The organism is Rhizobium sp. AN80A, from assembly GCF_030053015.1.
Taxonomy (GTDB): domain Bacteria; phylum Pseudomonadota; class Alphaproteobacteria; order Rhizobiales; family Rhizobiaceae; genus Rhizobium; species Rhizobium metallidurans.
The window spans coordinates 1639850-1657197 of sequence record NZ_JASJPX010000003.1 but is presented as its reverse complement, the minus strand read 5'-3'; the positions used below and the strand labels follow the sequence as shown (position 1 = coordinate 1657197).

Here is a 17348-nt window from a genome sequence, read left to right as displayed (position 1 = left end):
AAGTCCGCACTCATCCTGCGGAATTCCGCCATAGCCGGCTGGCCCGAAGACGGCCTTGGCCGCTCCCGCCGCGCGGCGTTCCGCAATGAGCTTGCAAAGGACTTCTCCCGTAATGCCGAAACGTATCGCCCTCGCTCTGACCGCTCTCAGCCTTGCCGCATCCGCCTTTGTGCCTACCGCATTCGCCGTCGATCCGGCGATCAAGAAGCAGCTCGAAAAGCTCGACCCCGCGACCCGCCTGGAACAGAGCTGCGACACCGAGCTGATGAGCCGAATCAACAAGGACGATACCGGCTACAAGCCCGACAAGGTGATTGCCTACACCTTCAAGGACCCGATTCCCGGCGACGACCGGCTGGAAGCCCCGGCGCCGTGTTCCGCAGCAAGGGCGACTGGTATCACCTGTCCTACAACTGCATCACCGGCCCGCAGCACATCAATGTGCGCGAACTGAGCTACACGATCGGCGACAAGGTTCCGCGCGACACCTGGACCAAGTATTACCTCTACGATTGAGCCCGTGGCCCCGGCGGCAATCCTCTGGCGCGTCGCCTCTCTTTGCATTATGCAGCGCTCGAATTTTCAACGGCATCGCACTGTTATGAATCGCCTTATCCTCGCTCCCGTGCTTCTTCTTTCCATCCTGGGCGCGTCGCCGTTCGCTGCGCCGGCAACCGCTGCACCCACGTCTCCGGCCGCTCCATTGCCGGAAGTCGCTGCCGTGCCGTATCCAGGTGGGCCGGCCGTTCCGAAGGCGGATGCGCCGAAGCTCGTCGAGCCGCAGCTGCGCGTCGCCCGCTCCGGTATCAAGGGCCGTGCCCGCGTCGCGCTCACCTTCGACGCCTGCATGGGCAAGGCGGACGAACGCATTCTCTCGGTGCTGGTCTCGCAACGCATTCCGGCGACGATCTTCGTCACCGCCCGCTGGCTGAAGCGCAATCCTCAGGCGTTGCAGGTCATGCTCGCCAATCCCGATCTGTTCGAACTGGAAAATCACGGCCAGAACCATATTCCGGCCGTCGACAAGCCGGTGTCGATCTACGGCATCGCCTCGGCGGGCTCTCCCGAGGCCGTGCGCCTCGAAGTCCAGGGCGGCGTCGACGCCATGCTCGCCTCCGGCATTCCGGCGCCGCGCTGGTTTCGCGGCTCGACAGCCAAGTACGACCGTTCCGCGATCGCCGAGATCCGCGCCATGGGCTACCGCATCGCCGGCTATTCGGTAAACGGCGACGGCGGCTCGCTGCTGCCCGCCGCCGCCGCCGAGAAGCGCATCTCCGCAGCCAGGGACGGCGACGTCGTCATCTCCCACATCAACCAGCCCACCCGCTCCGCCGGCGAGGGCGTCGCCAGGGCCATCCTCGACCTGAAGGCCAGGGGCACGCAGTTCGTGCGGCTGCAGGATGTCGAGGATAGCGGGGATGACGATACGACGGAGTAGGGAGAGGCATGTGGCATAACGGTGAACGTTGTGCCGAGTGGTGACGTAACGGTAGATGCCGAGCCCGTGGCCCCCTCATCCGGCTGCCGCCACCTTCTCCCCGTTGGGGAGAAGGGAAGATGGAGCGAGCGGCTCGCCACAAGTCTCTTCTCCCCACCGGGGAGAAGGTGCCGGCAGGCGGATGAGGGGGCCACGCGCACAAGCTAAGCCAGCGCCAACCCACTCTACCGCACCGCCATCTCCACCCGCGCCGCCTCATCTCGACGCAAACCGCCGCCCGGCCCATCGCGATCCATCGCGAAATCGTCGAACCACTCGCGATAGGTCCCCGACATCATCGCGCCGATCACCTGCGTCGCGAGATAGGAAAACGTGATCCCGTTGCCGCCGTAGCCATAGGCGCCGTAGACATGCGGCAGCGATGGCACCGGGCCGATCAGCGGCAGGCCGTCCGCGGTCTCGCCGAAGGTGCCGCACCAGGCGGTGGCGACGCGGGTGTCGGCGCGAGGCCAGATCAGCTTCATCTTTTCGCGGATGGTCATGATCTTTTCCGGCGCCTTGGCGTCGCGCCTGGCCGGATCGACCGTGTGGTCGTCCTCGCCGCCGACGACGATGCGGCCGTCATCCGTCGTGCGCATGTAGAGATAGGGGTGGCTGTCCTCCCAGATCAGCGCCTGGTCGCGCCACAGCGTTCCCGGCTCCTGCGGCACGGTCGCCATCGCCCAGCTGGAGGTGGTGCGGTGCAGTTTCGGCATCGCGATATCGGGCAGGCTGTAGCCGGTCGCCAGCACCGCCGTCTTCGCCTCGATCACGAAGCCGCCATCCGTCTCCGCCGTCACGCGGCCGCCCTCGCTGTGCACTCTCGTCACGGAGGCGTCGATGAGCCGCGCGCCGTCCCTGGCCGCCAGCCGCAGCAGCGCCCATGTCAGAAGCAGCGGATCGGCCTCCGCCGAGCCGCGCGACAGGATGCCGGCGTCGCGGTCGATCTCGAATTCGGTGAAGAGATCGCAATGTTCGAGATAACGGCTCGGCAGTCCGACGCGCTGCCGCAGTTCTGCCTCGGCGGCGAGATCGCGCGCGCCCTCATGGTTGCGGGTTAGATAGAGCGAACGGCGCGGCCTGAAGGCGCAGTCGATGCGGTGCGCGGCGATCAGCTTGGCGAGGCCGGACACGGCGGCAGCACTGCGGCGATAGATCCCGGCGGCGCGCTCGAAGCCGTAGAACTGCTCGAGTTCCGTCAGCGTCCTGTCGATCTCCCATTGCAGCATCGCGGTGCTGGCGGCCGTGCTTCCGAGCCCCGGGTGCTCGCGATCGACGATAACGACCGACAGGCCGCGCTCGGCCAGATGCTGGCCCATCAGCGCGCCGGTCACGCCGCCGCCGATGACGAGCGCGTCGACCTGCAAATGATCGGTCAGCGGCGCGAACATGGGCCGTCCCGCGCCATGGCCCCAGGGCGAAAGGCCGCTGGTCAATCGATCCTGGCTCAGGCTCTTCAGCTCGATCTCGGACATGGCGGCCTCACTTCGGCAGTTGCGGCAGCTGCTTTTCTTCGATGAACAGCTCGTCGATGATGGTCATGGCGATCAGCGACAGCGGCAGCGCCAGCATAGCGCCGACGGCGCCCCACATCCAGGTCCAGAACAGGATGGCGAGGAACACCACGAAGGCGTTGATCTCCAGCCGCCGTCCCATCACCGCCGGGAAGATCAGGTTTTCCATGACGAGGTGGACGGTGAAGAAGGCCGCCGCCGGGATAAGCCCGATCAGAAGCCCGTCATGGGTGAGAATGCCCGCCACCGCGATCGCGAAGGTCATCAGGGTGATGCCGAGATAGGGGATGAAGCTCGAGAGAAACGCGAAGAACCCCCACAGAACCGGCGCCGACAGCCCACCGGCATAGGCGATGATGGTCATGATGACGCCGAGGCAGGCATAGATCACCGAGGCGGTGGCGAAGTAGAAGCCGAGCACCTGCTCGACGCCGCTGATGACGCGGATGGCGGTGAGCCGCTGCGAGCGCTCGCGAAACACCATGATGATCGACTTGCGCAGGCTGACGCGGCCGACGAGGAAGAGCAGCAATGCCGCGAAGAAGATCAGCGCCTGTATCAGGGCGGGGGTGAGGTTGGCGGTGACGAGACGCAGGATGTTGCCGGTATTCTCAAGCAGCTTGTCGGCCGACATCGGGCCGCTCTGGAAGGTTTCCGGCGTGATATGCAGCCACTTGATGCGCTCGAGATAGGGCATCAGCCGGGTCATCGTCCTCTCGGCGAAGGCCGGCCCCTCGTTGGCGAGCGTCATCAGCGGCCCGGCCAGCGAATTGGCGACCAGGAAGATGACGAGCGTCACGGATGACGACAGGATCACGGCGTTGGTGATGCGGGGAACGCCGAGCTTCGTCAGCTTCTCCGCCAGCATGCCGAGGATCATGCCGATCACGACGGCAAGCGTCAGCGGGATCAGGATGAGCGACATCATGTAGACGGCCGAAAGACCGAGGATGACGAAGATGCCGATGATCGCCCAGGCCATGGTGATGTCCAGGCCATCCTTCTCCACGCGCCGCACCGGCGCCTGCGCCGCAGCCTCTTCCGCCGCCGTCATGTTTTGCGCCCACGAGCTGACGCGACGCTCTCCGATGGCGATCTTGCTCGCCTGTTTGCGAATGCCGTTGGCAATGCCCATGAATGGTCGTTCCCCGGAAGCCCTTTTGCTTCGCAGCTAGAACGCGGCGAAACTCGTTCCGGTTCCTTCCGTTTCAAAGTGGGAATGCCGAATTCTCGCCGCATCTCCGGCGCATTGTTCAGCACGCAACGGCGGGGAGGCAGGGCCGCTGCGTTTCGTGCCCGATCGGAGCACCGTCGCGGCCCTGCCAGATGCCGTTGGATGGCGTTTTCCGATGATCCCCAGAAAGCAGAACGCCCACCGCAAGGTGGGCGCCGGAAGGACGTTGGCGGAGAGAAAATCACGCCGACAGCGTCAGCCCGATACCCCAGGGATCGCGCAGGAACACGCCGCCATCGCGCTTTTCGCTCTTGATCTCGAGTTCGTCGAGCTTTGCCACGGCCTTGTCGAGCGCTTGCCGGTCGTTGAAGCGCAGCGCGTAATCCGAAAGCCCGGTCATCGCCTCGGTGCGCGCACCCGCGCCGCGGCTGTTCCAGATGTTGGCGGCGACGTGGTGGTGATAGCCGCCGGTGGCGAAGAAGCTGGCGCCCGGATAGCGCGCCATGATCGTCAGGCCGAGAACGTCGCGATAGAATTGATCGGCCTCGGGAATGTTGCCGACCTGCAGGTGGATGTGGCCGATCGCCGTGCCCTCGGCCATGCCGGTCCAGCTATCCTGTGGCGCGCTCTCGTAGAGCGCCTGCAGGTCGAGCCGGTGGGTCGCCATCTCCACCTGGCCGTCCTGGTGGAATTTCCATTGCATCGGCGAGCGGTCCGAATAGATCTCGATGCCGTTGCCCTCTGGGTCGGAGAGGTAGATCGCCTCGCTGACCAGATGGTCGGACGCGCCGTCGAGAGCGACATTGTTGTGCGCGGCATGGCGCAGCCAGCGCGCCAGCTCGGTGCGTGATGGCATCAGGAAGGCGGTGTGGAACAGGCCGGCGGCATTGCGCGGCGCGGCGCGGACATCCTTGCCCGTCGTCAACGTCAGAAGCGGCGTTTCGCCGACGCCAAGCACTTCGCCGCTCGCCGTCTTCTCGATGACATCAAGCCCGAGCATCGACTGGTAGAAGGCCGAAACGGTCGCCAGGTCGGTCACAACAAGATGCGAGTGATCGACATAGGCGGGGCGCGTCAGCGCGTAGGAAGTCTGTTCGGTGGTCATCTGTGGGTCTCCTGCCCGGGTAATGGAGGGCGTACCGGCGCCGGCGGTGTATTGCTGCCCATGGCAATGCCAGGGAATGTCCGCCGGTTCATGCGCGTGATCTGTCCTCTGGCCACTGTACCTTTGGTCTATATGGCGCATCGCGATTGTTCACAGAAGCCCCGTTTTTGACGATGAAGCGTTCGATATTCGTTGACGACCTCCACGCGCCGACTTGATCCCTATCGAGCCGCCGACTTGATCCCGATCAAGGCGCCGACTTGATCCCGATCGAGGCGTGAGCTTGATCCCGATCAAGGCGCCGACTTGATCCCGATCAAAGCGTGAGCTTGATCCTGATCAAAGCGCCATATGTTTTTCGGGAGGATATTGTCACCGTTGCATGCAGTCATAGAGGAGTTGCATCATGTACAGGAAGATCGTCGTCGCCGTCGAAATCGGCGCGCTCGCCAACGGGGAAGCGACCTTCCGCAAGGCCGCCTCGCTGCTCGATAGCAATGGCGAGATTATCCTGCTCAATGTCGTCGAGGACGTGCCGACCTATCTCGGCGTCGATATTCCCGTCGATCTTGTCGAAAACGCCGCCAGGGACGCCGAGGACAAGCTGCAGAGGCTGATCGTCGCCACCGGCATTCCCGCCCGTATCGAGATCAGCCATGGCCGGCCGGCCAGCGGCATCATCGCTTCGGCCGAGGCCAACAAGGCGGACCTCATCATCCTGTCCTCGCACATGCCCGATTTCAGCAACTACTTCATCGGTGCCACCGCCGACCGCGTCGTGCGCCACGCCAAATGCTCGGTGCTGGTCGATCGTCGCAAGGGGTGACGCCGATTTGCAAAAGGGAGGGGAGGATACGGTAGGTCGCCGCGACCTCCCGTATCGACCCGGCTTCACGAAGATTTATCCGCCCCACACAGCGCTTGTGTTGCGCGCAACGCGTTTCGATGCCACGATCCCGGTCTAACAAGGGGCGTTTTCCTGATGGGCGAGTTCAACGGCATCCGCTGGGCTTATGACAAATACGAGCTGATCGCCGATGGCATCGTCCACGGGGTCGGGCTTGCGCTCGCGCTGGTGGGCGCCACCGTGCTCATCTTCTACGCCACTGTCTGGTCCTCGCAAGGCGAGCTCGCCGCCGCGTGGATATACAGCATAGGCCTGGTGCTGACCCTCGGCATTTCGTTTTCCTACAATGCCTGGCCGGTCTCGCGCACCAAGTGGTTCCTGCGCCGGCTCGACCATTCCTCGATCTTCATCCTGATCGCCGCCACCTATACCCCCTTTCTCGAGCGCGGCGCCGACAATCCGCTGCTTATGGGCATGCTTGTCGGCATCTGGGCCGTGGCCTTGATGGGCGTGTTCTTGAAATGCGTCTTTCCCGGCCGCTACGACCGGCTGGCGATCCTGCTCTATCTCGCCATGGGCTGGAGCGGCGTCATGGTCGCCGGGCCGGTGGCCGAACGCATCCCCTATGCCTCGATGCTCCTGATCGTCATCGGCGGCATCATATATTCGCTCGGGGTGATCTTCCACGTCTGGGAAAAGCTGCGCTTCCAGAACGCCATCTGGCACGGCTTCGTCGTCGTCGCCGCCGCCGTCCACTATACTGCGGTGCTCACCTCTCTCAGCATGAGCCCGGTCTGAGATCGAAAGGTTTCTACCCGGTCTTCGTCAGCACCACCACATAGCGGCAGGTCTCGTCGCTGTCGTTGCGGAATTCGCAATCCACCGCCGGCCCGAGCAACAGGCAGTCGCCGCTTTCAAGCGCGTGAACCGTCTCGCCCTCGACGAAGGTCAGCGCCCCCCTGATAACCCAGATGCATTGCCGAAGAAACACGAAGGAGGCGGCCGGGTAGGCGACGCGCGCACCCGATGGCAGCTCGACCGCGACGATATCGAAAGGGCTGCCATCGGGCGAAACGTGGCGCCGCGTATAGCCGGTCTCGGGATCGGTCCACAACGGCTGGTCGTCATGCCGGCTCAGCCGCCGGCTTCCCGCCTCGGCGCGCGCGATCAGCGATGACACCGTCAGCCCGAAGGCGCCGCAGAGCTTGCCCAAAAGCGAGGCCGTCGGGCTGCTTTCGCCGCGCTCGACCTTGTGGATCATCGCCCGCGAAACGCCCGAGTGGTCTGAAAGGTCGCTCAGCGACCATCCCCGCAATTCCCGCTCGGTGCGGACGCGATCACCTAGACAGCGGTCGAAATTGTCTGATATAGTGGACATAGTGAATTTATAGTGGATGAATAATCATGACGCAAGTCACCCTCATACGCGACGCCACCGAGGCCGATCTCCCCGCGATCCGCGATATCTATAACCACGCGGTGGAGCATACGACGGCGATCTGGAACGAGACCGTGGTCGATCTCGACAACCGCCGCGAATGGTTCGCGATGCGCCGCGCCCGCGGCTTCCCGGTTCTGGTCGCCGAGAAGGACGACAAGATCGCCGGCTACGCCTCCTACGGCGACTGGCGCGCCTTCGAAGGCTTCCGTCACACGGTCGAGCATTCGGTCTACGTCGAAAAGGACCACCAGGGCGCCGGCATCGGCAAGCAATTGATGACGGCGCTGATCGGGCGCGCCGGCGAAAACGGCATCCACGTCATGATCGCCGGCATCGAGGCCGGCAACCAGGCCTCCATCGCCCTCCACGAAAAACTCGGCTTCCGCAACGGCGGCACCTTCCATGAAGTCGGCATCAAGTTCGGCCGCTGGCTGGACCTGACCTTCATGGAACTGCGGGTGCCCGGCTGAGCCACACCACAAACGCAAAACGCCCGCCACGGTCTCCCGCGGCGGGCGTCATCAATCCGATCGCCGCTCACTTCTCCGGCGTGAACACCATCGAATGGCCGTTGATGCAGTAGCGCAGGCCTGTCGGCGGCGGGCCGTCGGGGAAGACGTGGCCGAGATGGGCGTCGCAATTGCCGCAGCGGATTTCGGTGCGCACCATGCCGTGGCTGCTGTCGCGATATTCCGTCACCGCTTCTGGCGAGACCGGCTCGAAATAGCTCGGCCAGCCGCAGCCGGCGTCGAACTTGGTGTCGGAGCGAAACAGCGGCGCGTCGCAGCAAACGCAGCTGTAGAGCCCCGTTTCGAACGAGTCCCAGTAGGGACCGGTAAAGGCACGCTCGGTGCCCTGCTGGCGGGTGATGCGGTACTGCTCGGGGGTCAGCTGTTCCTTCCACTCGGCATCCGTCTTGTGAACCTTGGCGATCGTCGTATCGGCCATGGAATGCTCCTTTCGCGCCCTTGTGGTCACGCCCTTCTTGTCACGTCCCTGGTTTGGGGAGTGTTTTTGATCTCCTCGGGAATGTGGTGCTGTTCGGCCAAACGATCAAGGGTGGGGCAGGGGCTGTGCACAGCTGGAAGGCCCGATCGACCGCGCCGGACGCCCCGCGACCGGCCTTTCGAACAGCCGAAATGCAACCGGGATTCCTACCCCGACGCCAGAATCACATGCGCCTGGATCTTGGCGGCGATCTCGCCGTTCCCGTGCCTGCTTGTCAGCGCCGCCTCCGCCGCCTTGGTCGCTGCCTCGAGCCTGTTGGGGTCCCGCGCCTCGATCTCGCCGCGCAAAGGCGTCCCCTGGCAGTAGGCGACGGCCACCTCGCGGGCCGATGGCGCGCGGCTGATCTCGGCGCGCGTGTCGATGTCGATCTCCTTGAAGCCGGCGCGCGCGAGGTCGCCGCGGATCTGGTCGCGGTCGTGATAGCCGTGCGGCGTGCGTTCGGCGAAACGCGGCGGGTCGTCGGGAAACACGCTGGCCAGCGCCTTTGTCACGTCGTCGGCGAACACGTTTTCCTCGATCCGGTCCCAGACGCTGAACAGAAGCCTGCCGTTCGGCCTGAGCACCCGCCGTGCCTCGCGATAGGCCGCCGGTCGATCCGGAAAGAACATCGCCCCGAACTGGCAGCAGGCGAGATCGAAGGTCGCATCCTGGAAGGGCAGCGCCATGGCATCCGCCTGCCGCCAGACGACGCGGTCCTCCGCCGGCTGCCGCGAGCGGGCGTAGTCGAGCATGGCCTGGTTGAGATCGGTCGCGATATAGGTCGCGCCGGGCGGCAGCAACGGCGCCAGCGCCCGGGTGACGGCGCCGGTGCCGGCGGCGATCTCGAGCACCGCCCTGGGCTTGAAGGCGGCGGCCCGCCGCGCGAGGTCGGCGGCATAGGACGCGAAAATCAGCGGTACCATGTGGCGGTCGTAGTTTTCCGGCACGGAGCCGGCGAAGATCCTGTCCGCTTCCAGCATCGCCTCATCCTCCCTTGATGGTGATCGGCATTTGCTAAAGTCATGAGGCTATCACGAAACGCCATGTCCCGCGCGTCTTTCTCTCCGCATCGCCCGTTCGGATGAGCGCCGGCTCATCATAAGAGACAGCTAATGTCGCCGCGGATCCCGGTTATAGTGGATGCGAAGCAAGCATCGGGGGATGCTGAAATGACTGAATCCATTGTTGTCAGCGTCTATTGCGCGATCTCGACCGTGTTCATGCTGATGACCGCGCTCGAAGGCTGGGCCATCAGGGGCGGCTGGACGCTGGCGCGAGGCGCCGGCCTTGCCGCCTGTTCGCTCTGGCCGCTCATGCTGACCGCGTTTTTCCTGCACGCGGTGCTGTCGCCGAGGCGGATGCCGCGTCTCGGCCGCACCCGCTGATCAATCCTCTTTGCGCCGCCATCCGTCCCCGCGCGCGATGCGTCCAAACCCTCATTTGGCCGATCAAAGCTTGAGATGGCGGCGCTCTTCTTCTAAACCCTTAGCATATCTGATTTGTTTCGGATTCGCGGATTTCAACGGGTAAGGGAGAGTGGATGGCCGATGGCGCGGCATTGACGTTTGCGGCACTGTGCCTGCCATTTCTCGGCGCCGTCCTCGCGCCGTTTCTCGTCCGTGTATTCGGCCACAATGCCGCCTGGCTGCTGGCGCTCTTGCCGCTTTTGTCCTTTGCCCGCTTCGCGGGCCTGCTGCCAGAGATCGCGGCGGGCATGGTCGTGCGCGGCGGCTATGCCTGGGTGCCGAGCCTCGGTCTCGAATTCGCCTGGATGCTCGACGGCCTGTCCACCACCTTCGCGCTGCTGATCACGGGGATCGGCGCGCTGGTCGTGCTTTATGCCGGCGGTTATCTCAAGGGCCATCCCGATCTCGGCCGCTTCTTCTCCTTCATCTTCCTGTTCATGGGCGCGATGCTCGGCCTCGTCGTCTCCGACGATTTCCTGATGCTCTTCGTCTTCTGGGAGTTGACGTCGATCACCTCCTTCCTGCTGATCGGCTTCGATCATCGCCGCGAGGCCTCGCGCCGCGCCGCCCTGCAGGCGCTCGTCATCACCGGTGGCGGCGGATTGCTGTTGCTGGCCGGCCTGCTGATGATCTGGAGCACGACAGGCGCCTCCGATCTGTCGGTGCTGCTGCAATCGGGCGATCTCTTGCGCGCCAACCCCTATTACATGCCGATCCTGTTGCTCATTCTCGGTGGCGCCTTCACCAAGTCGGCGCAATATCCGTTCCACGCCTGGCTGCCCAACGCCATGGAAGCGCCGACGCCGGTTTCGGCCTATCTGCATTCGGCCACCATGGTCAAAGCCGGCGTCTATCTGCTGATGCGCCTCAACCCCGCCATGGGCGGCACGGCGCCCTGGATGGTCATCCTGCCGCTCTTCGGCGGCGTCACGCTTGTGATCGGCGCGCTGCTCGCCATCCGCCAGACCGACCTGAAGCTGAAGCTCGCCTACACCACGGTCTCCTCGCTCGGCCTGCTGGTGCTGCTCACCGGCTTCGGTGCCGATTACGCCATCGAGGCGGCGGTGCTCTATCTGGTCGCCCACGCGCTGTTCAAGGGCGCCCTGTTCATGGTCTCGGGGATCATCGATCACGAGACCGGCACCCGCGACGTCACCCGTCTCGCGGGGTTGAGAAAGGCGATGCCGCTCACCTTCGTGATCGCGCTCGCCGCCGCACTCTCGATGGGCGGCCTACCGCCATTCATGGGTTTCCTCGCCAAGGAGGAGATCTACGCCGCCCTTGCCCATGGCGATCCGCGTTCGATCCTCTTCGCGGTCGTGGTGATCGCGGCCAACTCGCTGATGTTCGCCATTGCCTTCGCTGTCGCTCTCAAGCCATTCCTCGGCACGCCGGTCGAAACGCCCAGGCATCCGCATGAAGCCCCGCCGCTTCTCTGGCTCGGTCCCGCCGCGCTGGCCCTGCTCGGCCTGCTGGCCGCCCTGTTTTCGGCGACGACGCATGACTTCATCTCCTCGCCCATGGCCTCGTCCGTCAGGGGAGTGGCCACCACCATCAAGATCTCGCTGGTGCCGGATATCGGGCTTGCGCTTCTCCTGTCGCTCTTCACCATCGCGCTTGGGATCGCCGTCTACTGGCGGCTCGAGCGCGCCCGCGCGCTGATGGCGGCGTTGTTGCGGAAATTGGGGCCGGGGCCGGACCAGGGCTTCGACAACGCCATATCGGGCCTCGTCTCGTTCTCCGTGCGCATCACCCGCATCCTGCAGCCCGGCCGGCTGGAGATCTACGTCACCTGCACCTTCCTCGCGGTCGCCGCCATCCTCGTTCTGCCGCTCTGGCTGTTCGGGGAGGGACCGTCGCTTCCCGCCTGGCCGGCCGGCGTGCAGATCCATGAATGGGGCGTCTTCCTGCTCGCCGTGATCGGCCTTGTCGCCGTCGTCATCGCCCGCGACCGGCTGACGGCGATCGTCTCGCTCGGCATCCAGGGCTTTGCCGTCGCCCTCATCTTCCTGCTCTTCGGCGCGCCCGATCTCGCCTTCACCCAGTTCATGGTCGAGACGCTTTCGGTGGTCATCCTGGCGCTGGTGATGACCAGGCTGCGCCTGTCGCGCACCGACCCGCGCCCCATCAGACAGATGGTGTTCGACGGCGCCGTGGCGCTATCGTGCGGCGCCGGCCTGACGCTGCTGTTGATGAAGGCGACCGAAGCGCCGTTCAGCACCACGCTCAGCGATTTCTTCAACACCTATTCGAAAACCATCGCCCACGGCGCCAATGTCGTGAACGTCATCATCGTCGACTTCCGCGGCACCGACACGCTCGGCGAGATCGCCGTCGTCGCCATGACCGGCCTCGCCATCCTGGCGCTGATCCGTATCAGGGCGGGAACCGAGCGCAAGCTTGCCGAAAACGATCCCGATGCGCCCGATGACCTCGGAGTGGAACGCCCATGAACACGTTGATATCACGCACCATCGCACCTGTGCTGACCGCGCTGATGCTGCTCTTCTCCGTCTTCGTGCTGTTGCGCGGCCATAACGAACCCGGCGGCGGCTTCATCGGCGGCCTGATCGCGGCGTCCGCGCTGGCGATCTTCGGCATCATCAGGGGCACCGGCGCCGTGCGCCGCGCCATCGTCTTCCACCCGCTGTCGATAGCGGGTGCCGGCCTTTGATGGCCTCGGTGGCCGGGCTGATCTCCATCGTCTTCGCCGTGCCTTTCATGACCGGCCTCTGGATCTATCCCGAGATAGCAGGCGTCACGGTGCCGCTGTCGACGGTCCTGCTGTTCGACATCGGCGTCTATCTCGTCGTGGTCGGCGCGGTCACGTCGATCGCGCTGTCGCTGGAAGAGCGGGAGGTCGAATGATGGAGTCGCTCTTCGCCATCCTGGTCGGCCTGTTCTTCACCGCCGCCGTCTATCTGATGCTGTCGAAATTCTCGATCCGCATCATGCTCGGCATCGCCATCCTCGGCAACGCCGTCAACCTGCTGCTCTTCACCGCGGGCCGCCTGACCCGCGAGGTGCCGCCGATCATCCCCGATGGCCTCGACGCGCTGCCGGCGGGGGCGGCCAATCCGCTGCCGCAGGCGCTGATCCTGACGGCGATCGTCATCTCCTTTTCGCTGCTGGCTTTCCTGCTGGTGCTGACCTACCGCGCCTATCAGGACATCGGCACCGACAACACCGACGAGATGCGGGTGGCCGAGCCGGACCAGCCGACGTTGCCGCCGGTGGGGTATTGATGATGGCTGGTGTTGTGCCGTGGCTTACCCCCCTCTGCCCTGCCGGGCATCTCCCCCACAAGGGGGGAGATTGGCTGGGCGTAATCGCTCGCTCCACGCTCATTGTTTGGGGATGCCGTCGCAACGAGTCGATCTCCCCCCTTGTGGGGGAGATGTCCGGCAGGACAGAGGGGGGTGCATCCGCACCACGCCTACGGCCAGCACCGCACTCTTCAGCCTCAGCACCGTCGACAGAGCAGGGCATCCCCGCACCACGCCCAAGAGCACCCGCACCACGCCCATGCGAGGCCACCCCCTAGATGGCCACCCCCACCCAACCCATCCCCGATTTCTCCGCGGCCCTCGTCACGTCCCCCGTGCCGGTCGCCGACTGGCTCGTCATCGCCCCGGTGGCGCTTTGCATCACGCTCGGCGCCATCCTCCTGATGGCGCGCGGCTCCGTTCGCCTGCAGGCCTCACTCGCCATTCCCGGTCTCGCGCTGCTCGTCGCCCTCGACGCGGCGCTCCTCGCCAAGGTCATGGCGGGCGGCCCGCTCACCATGGTGATGGGCCGCTGGCTGCCGCCGTTCGGCATCGCCTTCACCGTCGATACGCTCTCCGCCGTCATGGCGCTGGCGGCGGCGATCGCGGCATTGGCCGCCGGCATCCACGCGCTGTCGGATATCGACGATGGTGGTCGGCGCTACGGCTTCTTCCCGTTTCTCATGATGCTGATGGCCGGCGTCACCGGCGCGTTTCTCACGGGCGACGTCTTCAACCTCTACGTCTGGTTCGAGGTGCTGCTGATCTCGTCCTTCGGCCTGCTGATATTGGGCTCCGAGCGCGGGCAGATCGACGGCGCGATGAAATACGCCGTCCTCAATCTTTTGGGCACCACGCTGTTCCTGATCGCGGTCGGCATTCTCTATGCCATCTTCGGCACGCTCAACATGGCCGACATCGCCACCAAGGCAGCCGAGCGCAGCCAGACCGCGCCGCTGACGACGCTGGCGGCGCTCTTCCTGCTCGCCTTTGCCATGAAGGCGGCCGCCTTTCCGGTCAATTTCTGGCTGCCTGCCTCCTATCACACCCCGCGCATCGTCGTCTCCGCGCTGTTTGCCGGGCTGCTCACCAAGGTCGGCATATACGCGCTGATCCGTGTACTGGTGATGCTGTTCCCGCTCGAGCGCGAGGAGCTCAGCCTGCTGATCGCCATCACAGGCGCGGCTACCGCCATCTTGGGCGCGCTCGGCGCGCTGGCGCAGGACGATATGAGAAAGCTGCTCGGCTATGTCGTCATATCCGGGATCGGCAACATGCTGATCGGCATCGCGGTGGGAACACCGGGCGCGCTGTCCGGCACGGTCTTCTATGCGTTGAACTCCATGCTGCTGATGACGGCACTCTATCTCGCGGCCGGCCAGATGGCCTTTCTCGGCGGTAGCTTCTCGCTGACGAGGCAGGGCGGCCTCTATCGCCGCAATGGCCTCTTCGCGGCGATCTCGCTCATCCTGTTCTTCGCCGCCTGCGGCCTGCCGCCATTCTCAGGCTTCTGGCCGAAGCTCGTCCTGGTCAAATCCTCGCTCGATATCGGCGCCTGGTGGCTGGCCGCCGCGGTGCTGGTCAGCGGCTTGCTCACCACCATCTGCTTCGGCCGCGTCTTCCTGCTTGCTTATTGGCGCCCCGCCACCGAAAGCGCCGAGACCCATGTCGCCGCCGGCTGGCGGGCGATGCTGCCGCTCCTGCTTCTGACGGTGTTCATCGTCGGCTTCGGCCTGTTGCCGGAGCGGCTGCTGGCGCTGACGCAATCGGTCGCCGTCGAGCTAGCCGATCCCTATCCCTACATCCAGTCCGTCTTCCCCGGAGGCGTCGCGCCATGATCGCCCTGCTTCTCAATCTCCTGGCTGCGATCACCTGGGCGGCGCTGAGCGGCAGCGCCTCCGCCCACAATCTCGTCCTCGGTTTCGTGCTCGGCGCGCTGGCGCTTTTTCTCGTGCGCGAGCCTTTCGGCAGCAAGGCCTATCTATGGCGCGTTATGGCGATCACCTCGCTGGCGCTCATGTTTCTCAAGGATCTCGCTTTGTCGGCCATCAAGGTGGCGACGACGGTGCTCAGCCCTAAGATGAACCTGAAACCGGGCATTTTCGCCTTTCCGCTCACCGTCGATCGCGATTTCGAAATCACGCTGCTCGCCAACATGATCACCCTGACGCCGGGAACGCTGTCGGTCGATGTTTCCGACGACAGGAAGACGCTCTACGTGCATGCGCTCGATTGCGCCGATCCGGAGGCGATAAGCCGCGATATCGCCAATGGCTTCGAGCGCAAGATCATGGAGGCCTTCCGATGACGCCCGGCGCGATCGTCTCCACCGCCGCATCCGTGGCCCTCGTCATCCTTGCCGTCACCTTCCTCGTCGCCTCCTGGCGGGTGATCGTGGGGCCGACCCTGCCGGACCGTATCCTGGCGCTCGACACCCTCTCGGGCACGGCGATCGGCTTTCTCGCCGTCGTAGCCGTCAAGACCGGCTTCGCGCTTTACATCGACATCGCCATTTCGCTCGGCCTCGTCGGTTTCCTCGCCACCGTCGCCTTCGCCCGCTTCGTTCTCTCGCGCGGGCCGATGTCGGGCGCGCGGGCCGCCGTGGCGACGCAGACGGATGAAACCGGCCGGCCGGCCTCGAAAAAGCCCGATGCGAAGTCGAAGAGCGATGCCAAGCCCAAACACGGCGCCAAGTTGAAGGCCGATGCCAAGCGCAAACCGGATGCCAAGCTCAAACCCGTTTCAAAAAGCGGTGGCCGCAAGACGAAGAAGGACAGGACATGATGGATTACGTCGCCGCCATCGTCGTCGCGTTACTATTGCTGTCAGGGGCGCTTTTCGCGCTGGTGGCGGCGATCGGTATTGTCAGGCTGCCCGATCTATACACGCGCATGCATGCTGCGTCGAAGGCCGGAACGGTGGGCTCGGGGCTGTTATTATTTGCGGCCGGCATCGAGATCGGGGGAAATCGCGGTATTTGCACGTGCGCTTGCTGGATTCGTGTTTTTTATACTGACGGCGCCGCTCGCCGCCCATCTGCTGGCCAGGGCGGCACACAAGACAGGTTATCGTCTTTTGCCGCCTTCGGTGCGGGACGATCTTCTTGAAAGGTAAGAGTGCCGCATATTCAAGATTTTAAGCAGATTTTTGCAGTTTTAAGCAGATGTGAGGATGATTAATGTTTCCCTTTCGGCCCACTAATTCTTGGGATAGAGGCGCTTTTTGACAGATATATATGAAATATTAATTGGCGTTTTCGCAAAACGGTGATAATTGATGCTCAAGTAGAGTTCTGATATTGAATTAGAATCACATTGCATATTTCCTCGGTCGCTTTGAATTTCAATGTTTAATTGAGGGTCGTGTGCGGGTGTGTGCGTACTAATGCAAGATCAGGCAGTATAAGAACGGGTTTCGGCCTCAGGAATCTAGGGGTGGATTTCAGTTTTTCGAAACATGTAGCCGCAGACTGAGTTTTTTGCTGTTCGCTCTACGATAGCGGTCCCGGGCCAAGGCGGTTCTAGACCTTTTGAGCATGCAAACAGGAGAAACGAAATATGACGGATACTGCAGCCGGTAGCGGGCCAGAATTGCTGGTCGAGCTTACCGCGGATATCGTCGCAGCGTATGTCAGCAACCACGTCGTTCCGGTTGGCGACCTCGCCAATCTTATTTCGGACGTGCATTCGGCGTTGAGCAACACGTCGACGCCGACACCGGCCATGGCTGTCGTTGAAAAGCAGAAGCCTGCCGTCTCTGTGCGCAAGTCCGTCCAGGATGAGCAGATCACCTGCCTTGAGTGTGGCGGTAATTTCAAGTCGCTCAAGCGCCATCTGATGACTCATCATAGCCTCTCGCCCGAGGAATATCGCGAAAAGTGGGATCTGCCGGTCGACTACCCGATGGTAGCGCCAGCCTATGCCGAGGCGCGCTCGCGCCTTGCCAAGGAAATGGGTCTCGGTCAGCGCCGCAAGCGCGGCCGCGGTTGATACTGTTTTAGCATTGCCTGATCACGATCAGCCGGGCGAAAGCCCGGCTTTTTCGTATCCAGGCATATCTCCCGAAAGTGGG

17 protein-coding genes and 3 pseudogenes are annotated in these 17348 nt (G+C 63.9%); 14 read left to right on the top strand and 6 right to left on the bottom strand.

What is annotated here, in order from left to right; translation table 11 throughout:
* Positions 1 to 112: 112 nt before the first annotated feature.
* Positions 113 to 516, top strand: a pseudogene (locus tag P3R82_RS19825) (DUF930 domain-containing protein).
* Between the two features lie 85 nt (positions 517 to 601).
* Positions 602 to 1438 (top strand): polysaccharide deacetylase family protein, encoded by an 837-nt coding sequence (locus tag P3R82_RS19820; RefSeq protein ID WP_283195005.1) that lies wholly within the window; start codon positions 602 to 604, stop codon positions 1436 to 1438.
* A 224-nt stretch (positions 1439 to 1662) separates the two neighbouring features.
* On the opposite strand, the gene P3R82_RS19815 is transcribed toward P3R82_RS19820, so the two are convergent.
* The 3 genes from P3R82_RS19815 to P3R82_RS19805 form a co-directional block, all read right to left on the bottom strand.
* Positions 1663 to 2952, bottom strand: coding sequence for an FAD-dependent oxidoreductase (locus P3R82_RS19815; RefSeq protein WP_283195004.1), 1290 nt, complete (start codon positions 2950 to 2952; stop codon positions 1663 to 1665).
* A gap of 7 nt (positions 2953 to 2959) precedes the next feature.
* Positions 2960 to 4126, bottom strand: a complete 1167-nt coding sequence (locus P3R82_RS19810; RefSeq protein WP_283195003.1) for an AI-2E family transporter — start codon at positions 4124 to 4126, stop codon at positions 2960 to 2962.
* Positions 4127 to 4406: 280 nt separating this feature from the next.
* Positions 4407 to 5270: a VOC family protein gene (locus P3R82_RS19805; protein WP_283195002.1), complete on the bottom strand. Its 864-nt coding sequence runs from the start codon at positions 5268 to 5270 to the stop codon at positions 4407 to 4409.
* A gap of 406 nt (positions 5271 to 5676) precedes the next feature.
* Between P3R82_RS19805 and P3R82_RS19800 the strand changes: the two genes are divergently transcribed.
* Together P3R82_RS19800 and P3R82_RS19795 are read left to right on the top strand one after the other, a co-directional pair.
* Complete coding sequence (locus P3R82_RS19800; protein WP_183901123.1) at positions 5677 to 6096, top strand: universal stress protein; 420 nt, start codon at positions 5677 to 5679, stop codon at positions 6094 to 6096.
* A gap of 156 nt (positions 6097 to 6252) precedes the next feature.
* Complete coding sequence (locus P3R82_RS19795) at positions 6253 to 6915, top strand: hemolysin III family protein (RefSeq protein WP_283195001.1); 663 nt, start codon at positions 6253 to 6255, stop codon at positions 6913 to 6915.
* Positions 6916 to 6928: 13 nt separating this feature from the next.
* Here P3R82_RS19795 and P3R82_RS19790 read toward each other — a convergent pair whose 3' ends face one another.
* Positions 6929 to 7495 carry an XRE family transcriptional regulator gene (locus tag P3R82_RS19790; RefSeq protein ID WP_283195000.1) on the bottom strand — a complete coding sequence of 189 codons (567 nt, stop codon included), beginning with the start codon at positions 7493 to 7495 and terminating at the stop codon, positions 6929 to 6931.
* A 26-nt stretch (positions 7496 to 7521) separates the two neighbouring features.
* Here P3R82_RS19790 and P3R82_RS19785 point away from each other — a divergent pair, with 26 nt between their 5' ends.
* Positions 7522 to 8028: a GNAT family N-acetyltransferase gene (locus P3R82_RS19785; RefSeq protein WP_283194999.1), complete on the top strand. Its 507-nt coding sequence runs from the start codon at positions 7522 to 7524 to the stop codon at positions 8026 to 8028.
* A 67-nt stretch (positions 8029 to 8095) separates the two neighbouring features.
* On the opposite strand, the gene msrB is transcribed toward P3R82_RS19785, so the two are convergent.
* Both msrB and P3R82_RS19775 read right to left on the bottom strand, forming a co-directional pair.
* Positions 8096 to 8506 carry a peptide-methionine (R)-S-oxide reductase MsrB gene (gene msrB / locus P3R82_RS19780; protein WP_183901127.1) on the bottom strand — a complete coding sequence of 137 codons (411 nt, stop codon included), beginning with the start codon at positions 8504 to 8506 and terminating at the stop codon, positions 8096 to 8098.
* A 206-nt stretch (positions 8507 to 8712) separates the two neighbouring features.
* Complete coding sequence (locus P3R82_RS19775; RefSeq protein ID WP_283194998.1) at positions 8713 to 9525, bottom strand: class I SAM-dependent methyltransferase; 813 nt, start codon at positions 9523 to 9525, stop codon at positions 8713 to 8715.
* Between the two features lie 189 nt (positions 9526 to 9714).
* Here P3R82_RS19775 and P3R82_RS19770 point away from each other — a divergent pair, with 189 nt between their 5' ends.
* The 9 genes and pseudogenes from P3R82_RS19770 to P3R82_RS19730 all read left to right on the top strand — a co-directional run bounded on the left by P3R82_RS19770 (position 9715) and on the right by P3R82_RS19730 (position 17266).
* Positions 9715 to 9930, top strand: a complete 216-nt coding sequence (locus P3R82_RS19770) for a hypothetical protein (protein WP_283194997.1) — start codon at positions 9715 to 9717, stop codon at positions 9928 to 9930.
* 155 nt (positions 9931 to 10085) lie between these two features.
* Positions 10086 to 12464, top strand: a complete 2379-nt coding sequence (locus tag P3R82_RS19765; RefSeq protein WP_283194996.1) for a putative monovalent cation/H+ antiporter subunit A — start codon at positions 10086 to 10088, stop codon at positions 12462 to 12464.
* Positions 12461 to 12879, top strand: a pseudogene (locus P3R82_RS19760) (Na(+)/H(+) antiporter subunit B). The gene P3R82_RS19765 and the pseudogene P3R82_RS19760 overlap by 4 nt, the downstream one beginning before the upstream one ends.
* The gene (locus tag P3R82_RS19755) at positions 12879 to 13256 is read left to right on the top strand and encodes a Na+/H+ antiporter subunit C (protein ID WP_283196384.1); all 378 of its coding nucleotides are present in this window, start codon (positions 12879 to 12881) and stop codon (positions 13254 to 13256) included. Before P3R82_RS19760 ends, P3R82_RS19755 begins: the two are co-directional and overlap by 1 nt.
* A gap of 299 nt (positions 13257 to 13555) precedes the next feature.
* Positions 13556 to 15115 carry a Na+/H+ antiporter subunit D gene (locus P3R82_RS19750; protein ID WP_283194995.1) on the top strand — a complete coding sequence of 520 codons (1560 nt, stop codon included), beginning with the start codon at positions 13556 to 13558 and terminating at the stop codon, positions 15113 to 15115.
* Positions 15112 to 15585, top strand: coding sequence for a Na+/H+ antiporter subunit E (locus P3R82_RS19745; protein WP_283194994.1), 474 nt, complete (start codon positions 15112 to 15114; stop codon positions 15583 to 15585). Before P3R82_RS19750 ends, P3R82_RS19745 begins: the two co-directional genes overlap by 4 nt.
* Entirely contained in the window at positions 15582 to 16061 is a 480-nt protein-coding gene (locus tag P3R82_RS19740; RefSeq protein WP_283194993.1) for a cation:proton antiporter, read from the top strand. The genes P3R82_RS19745 and P3R82_RS19740 overlap by 4 nt, the downstream gene beginning before the upstream one ends.
* A pseudogene (gene mnhG / locus P3R82_RS19735) lies at positions 16058 to 16391 on the top strand (monovalent cation/H(+) antiporter subunit G). The gene P3R82_RS19740 and the pseudogene mnhG overlap by 4 nt, the downstream one beginning before the upstream one ends.
* 443 nt (positions 16392 to 16834) lie before the next feature.
* Positions 16835 to 17266: a MucR family transcriptional regulator gene (locus tag P3R82_RS19730; protein ID WP_018901192.1), complete on the top strand. Its 432-nt coding sequence runs from the start codon at positions 16835 to 16837 to the stop codon at positions 17264 to 17266.
* Positions 17267 to 17348: the final 82 nt, after the last annotated feature.